Origin of the sequence: Melaminivora alkalimesophila (assembly GCF_000282995.1) — a bacterium.
Taxonomy (GTDB): domain Bacteria; phylum Pseudomonadota; class Gammaproteobacteria; order Burkholderiales; family Burkholderiaceae_C; genus Melaminivora; species Melaminivora alkalimesophila.
The window spans coordinates 1-4,227 of record NZ_ALEE01000640.1; the positions used below are offsets into that span (position 1 = coordinate 1).

Annotated in this window: 5 protein-coding genes; 2 read left to right on the forward strand and 3 right to left on the reverse strand. The window is 71.8% G+C overall.

The features are described from left to right. On the reverse strand, positions 1–694 hold a 694-nt coding region (locus tag A612_RS12485; protein WP_040436819.1), incomplete at its 3' end, for an aminopeptidase. Positions 695–767: 73 nt separating this feature from the next. After that, positions 768–929, reverse strand: a complete 162-nt coding sequence (locus A612_RS17570; protein ID WP_019374805.1) for a hypothetical protein — start codon at positions 927–929, stop codon at positions 768–770. A gap of 255 nt (positions 930–1,184) precedes the next feature. On the opposite strand from A612_RS17570, the gene A612_RS12490 reads away from it, so the two are divergent. After that, positions 1,185–2,471: a class I SAM-dependent methyltransferase gene (locus A612_RS12490; RefSeq protein ID WP_019374806.1), complete on the forward strand. Its 1,287-nt coding sequence runs from the start codon at positions 1,185–1,187 to the stop codon at positions 2,469–2,471. Positions 2,472–2,543: 72 nt separating this feature from the next. Further along, positions 2,544–2,894, forward strand: a complete 351-nt coding sequence (locus tag A612_RS12495) for a DUF1840 domain-containing protein (protein ID WP_019374807.1) — start codon at positions 2,544–2,546, stop codon at positions 2,892–2,894. Between the two features lie 25 nt (positions 2,895–2,919). Here the strand turns inward: A612_RS12495 and A612_RS12500 are convergent, their stop codons facing one another. Further along, positions 2,920–4,167 (reverse strand): phenylacetate--CoA ligase family protein, encoded by a 1,248-nt coding sequence (locus A612_RS12500; protein WP_019374808.1) that lies wholly within the window; start codon positions 4,165–4,167, stop codon positions 2,920–2,922. Between the last annotated feature and the right edge of the window lie 60 nt (positions 4,168–4,227).

Sequence of the window (4,227 nt, forward strand, 5' to 3'; positions counted from 1 at the left end):
GGTCGAGCCATTGGCGCGCGCCCAGGCGCTCGACCGCGGTGGCGTAGGACTCGTTGAAGGCCGTGTCCCCGGCGGCGTAGGCCGACTGGTGCGCAAGCTCGTGCAGCAGCAGCCGCACGAAGTCGCCCTCGGGCCAGCCGATGAAGGTCGACAGCAGCGGATCGCCCCCCAGCCAGTTGCTGTAGCCGAGCGTGGAGTAGGCCGGCACCTCGTAGACGCTGACCTCCAGCCCCTGGCCGGCGAGCCGTGCCGCTTCCGCGCGGGCCTCTTCCTCTTGGAAGTAGCCGCGGTAACCGATGCAGCCGGTGACGGGAAAGCACCAGGTGTGCAGCTGCAGCGACCAGGGCGGCGCCGCCACCACGTTCCACACCGCCGCGCGGCGCTCCAGGCGGGCGTAGCGGCGGTAGCTGGCATTGTCCGGCAGCGCCAGCTCCTCGCTGGCGAAGCGCCGCGCTTCCTGGGCGAGCGCCAGCCGCTGGCGCAGCGCCTGCGGCGTGTCCTCGGCCGCCAGCCACTCGGGCACCGGGCGCGCCGCCTGCAGGATCGCCAGGTGGCCGCGCAGGGACTGCCAGTAGTAGCCCAGCGCGCCGCCCGACTGGGCGCAGGCCGCCAGCAGCAGGGCGCTGCACGCCACGCCGGCGCGAGCAAGCCGACGCGGGCCGGTCAGGGCGACGGGGGCAGGGCGGGTGGACATGGGCGCGGGGGCGGCGGCGAAAACGAAAAAGCCCTCGCGAAGAGGGCCTTGCAGCAGCTGGCCGGGCGGCCGCTCAGCGGTGGCGCTTGCCCGGGTTCTTCTTGTGGCGCGTGTTCACGCCGCGCTCCTTGCTCACGCGCTGGCCGCGGCCGTGCGTGGGGACGGCCATGCCGGGCATGGGAGTGGGACGGGGGGTGGCCTTGCGGTCGGCCTCGGTGACGATTTTGTTGCCCATGGCGGCTCCTGAGATCGGTGAGAGAAAAAACCTGAAAACCCGCTATTAGGCCATAGCTCGGCCGGTTTCGGCCAGCGGGGCGCGCAAGGGCCACCCGCCGCGGCCCGGTTCGCCGCCCCGACCGCGGCGCTTTCGCCCTGGCGGGCGCGCGGGCAGCGTCGGCGCGGGCGCCGCCCGTCTGTCAGCCATCGCCCATTGACGAAGCAGGAGCGGTCCCCAAGAATCGTCCTGTCGTGGGCGCCGCTGGAGGGGGGAATGAAGAGCTTGCTGAACTCGCTGGAAGAGAGCCTGGCATTGTCGCCGGTGGGGGTCTGCGTGGAGCTGCCGGACGGCATGCGGCTGGGGCCGGCGGACGCCGATGTGCGGCTGCGCTTTCGCGACCGCATGGCGGTGGTGGCGCTGGCCATGGGCGAGATCGGCAACGTGGGGGCCGCGATCGTCGAGGGGCGCGTGGCGCTGGAGGGCAGCATGCGCCAGCTGATGGCGGCCGCGGCGGCGCTCCTGCGGCTCGACCCGGCGCGCGACGTCCAGATGAACTGGTGGCAGCGGGTGCTGGTGCGTGCCCGCTCCATGGCCGCGCACACGCTCACCGGCGACGCGCAGAACATCCAGTTCCACTACGACCTCTCGGACGACTTCTACGCCCTGTGGCTGGACCCGCGCCGGGTCTATTCCTGTGCCTATTTCCGCGAGCACGACATGACCCTCGCCCAGGCGCAGGAGGCCAAGCTCGACCACATCTGCAGAAAGCTCATGCTGCGCGAGGGCGAGCGCTTCCTGGACATCGGCGCCGGGTGGGGCGGGCTGCTGCTGTGGGCCGCCGAGCACTACGGCGTGGATGCGACCGGCATCACGCTGTCGCGCAACCAGCACGCCCACGTGCAGCGGCTGATCGAGGAGCGCGGCCTGGGCGGCCGGGTGCGCATGCAGCTGCTGGACTACCGCGAGCTGCAGGTGCCGCAACCCTTCGACAAGATCGCCTCGGTCGGCATGTTCGAGCACGTGGGCCGCGCGCAGATGGAGCGCTACTTCGGCACCGTGCACCGCCTGCTGCGCTCCGGCGGCCTGATGATGAACCACGGCATCACCGCCGGTGGACTGGACAACGCCGGACTGGGGGCAGGCATGGGCGAGTTCATCGAGCGCTACATCTTCCCTGGCGGGGAGCTGCTGCACGTGAGCGTGGCCCTGCAGGAGATGGCGCGCGCCGGGCTGGAGATGGTGGACACGGAGAACCTGCGGCCGCATTACGCACGCACACTGTGGGCTTGGTCCGACGCGCTGGAGGCGCGCAGCGACGAGGCGCTGGCGACCCTGGTGGCGCAACATGGCCAGGAAAAGGGCGAGCGCGCCCTGCGCGCCTACCGGCTGTACCTGGCGGGCTGCGCGCTGGCCTTCGAGCGCGGCTGGATCGCCCTGCACCAGATCCTGGCCGTGCGCCCGAGCGGGCGGGCCGAGGAAGGCCCGATGCGCGGCGCGCAAAGTGGCTATCCTTTCAACCGCGGCTACATGTACGCCGGGCAGCTGCAGGCGAGCGCCTGAAGGCGTGCGCAGCACGCAGCCCCTGCCCGTGCTTTCCCTGCGCTTTCTCTTGCTATTTCCACGAAGGACCGGATGCTCTACAAGTTCAAATCCCGCGCCACCGCCGACCTCATCATGCTCGAGCCGAACGGGCGGCAGGTGCTGCAGATCATCGGCAAGGGCGACGAGCCACACGGCATCATCACCGTCGAGCAGATCCCCGCGGCCATCGACGCGCTGCAGCGGGCCGTGGCCGAGGAAGAGGCGCGCATCGCCGAGGCCCGGCGCGCCGCCCGGCAGGGGCGGGAAGGCGACGCGGCCGCCCCCGAGGAGGACGGGGAGCACGCGGGCGCGCAGGACCGGGTGAGCCTGCGCCAGCGCGCCGCCCCCTTCATCGACATGCTGCGGCGCAGCGCCGCCGAGGAAGCCGACGTCGTCTGGTGAGCGGCGCCAGCGCCGTCGCCCGTCCTCAGCTGTAGCTGCGCGCGTCCTCGATGACCTTGCCGTCGTTGGGCAGCGAGCCGGGCGGCAGCATCTCCACTTCGCCGCGCAGCTTGGTCACCTCGCGCAGGGTGTCGGCCAGCAGCGTCGCCAGTCCCGGCGCCGTCTCGGTGGTCTCCACCTGCAGCACCATCCGGTCGCTGGCCATCTCGCCACTGACCACCAGCCGCGCGCGCAGCACCTGCGGGAAGCGCTTGGCTACCGTGGCGACCTGCCCGGGGTGCACGAACATGCCGCGCACCTTGGTCGTCTGGTCGGCGCGTCCCATCCAGCCCTTGATGCGCGTGTTGGTGCGCCCGGTGGGGCAGGGGCCGGCGAGCACGGCCGACAGGTCGCCCGTGCCGAAGCGGATCAGCGGATAGACCGGGTTGAGCGTCGTCACGACCAGCTCGCCGACCTCGCCCTCGGGCACCGGATCGCCCGTGCCGGGACGCACGATCTCGACGATCACGTCCTCGCCCAGCACCAGACCTTCGCGCGCGCTGGTCTCGTAGGCGATCAGGCCCAGGTCGGCGGTGGCGTAGCATTGGTAGCCGGCCACGCCGCGCGCCGCCATCCAGTCGCGCAGCGAGGGCGGGAAGGCCTCGGCCGACAGCAGCGCCTTGGTCAGGCTCGGCAGCGCGACCTTCATCTCCTCGGCCTTCTCCAGGATCAGCTTCAGGAAGCTGGGCGTGCCGATGTAGCCGGCCGGGCGCAGCTCGGCGATCGCCTGCACCTGCTGCTCGGTCTGGCCGGTGCCGCCGGGAAAGACCGTGCAGCCCAGGGCGTGGGCGCCGCTTTCCATCATCGCGCCGGCCGGCACGAAGTGGTAGGAAAAGCAGTTGTGGACCAGCTCGCCGGCGCGAAAGCCCGCCGCGTGGATCGCGCGCGCCATGCGCCAGTAGTCGCGCTGCGTGCCCTCGGGCTCGTAGATCGGGCCGGGGCTGGCGAACACCCGCGGCATCTGCGCACCGAAGCCGAGCGTCGCGAAGCCGCCCAGCGGGTCGGTGCTCCGCGTGGCCTGCTGGCGCTCGAGCAGCTCGTGCTTGCGCGTCACGGGCAGGCGCGCCAGCGCCTCGCGCGTGGTGACGCCGCCCGGGTCGATGTCCGCCAGGATTTCGGCCCAGGCGCGCGAGGAGCGGCGGGCATGCTCGAGCTGGCGCGGCAGGGCGGCCATGAGGTCGGCCTCGCGCTCCTCGGGCGAGCGCGTCTCCAGTGCGTCATAAAACAGGCTCATGGCGATGTTTCCTCTGGAAGTGGTTTTCTAGGCAAAAGGAACCCCGACCCGCCGGGTCGG

What these genes read in the sequence shown, in the direction of transcription:
- A612_RS12490 (WP_019374806.1), top strand. Translation starts at nt 1,185, where the DNA reads ATGAAGAGCTTGCTGAACTCGCTGGAAGAGAGCCTGGCATTGTCGCCG.
- A612_RS17570 (WP_019374805.1), bottom strand. Translation starts at nt 929, where the DNA reads ATGGGCAACAAAATCGTCACCGAGGCCGACCGCAAGGCCACCCCCCGT.
- A612_RS12500 (WP_019374808.1), bottom strand. Translation starts at nt 4,167, where the DNA reads ATGAGCCTGTTTTATGACGCACTGGAGACGCGCTCGCCCGAGGAGCGC.
- A612_RS12495 (WP_019374807.1), top strand. Translation starts at nt 2,544, where the DNA reads ATGCTCTACAAGTTCAAATCCCGCGCCACCGCCGACCTCATCATGCTC.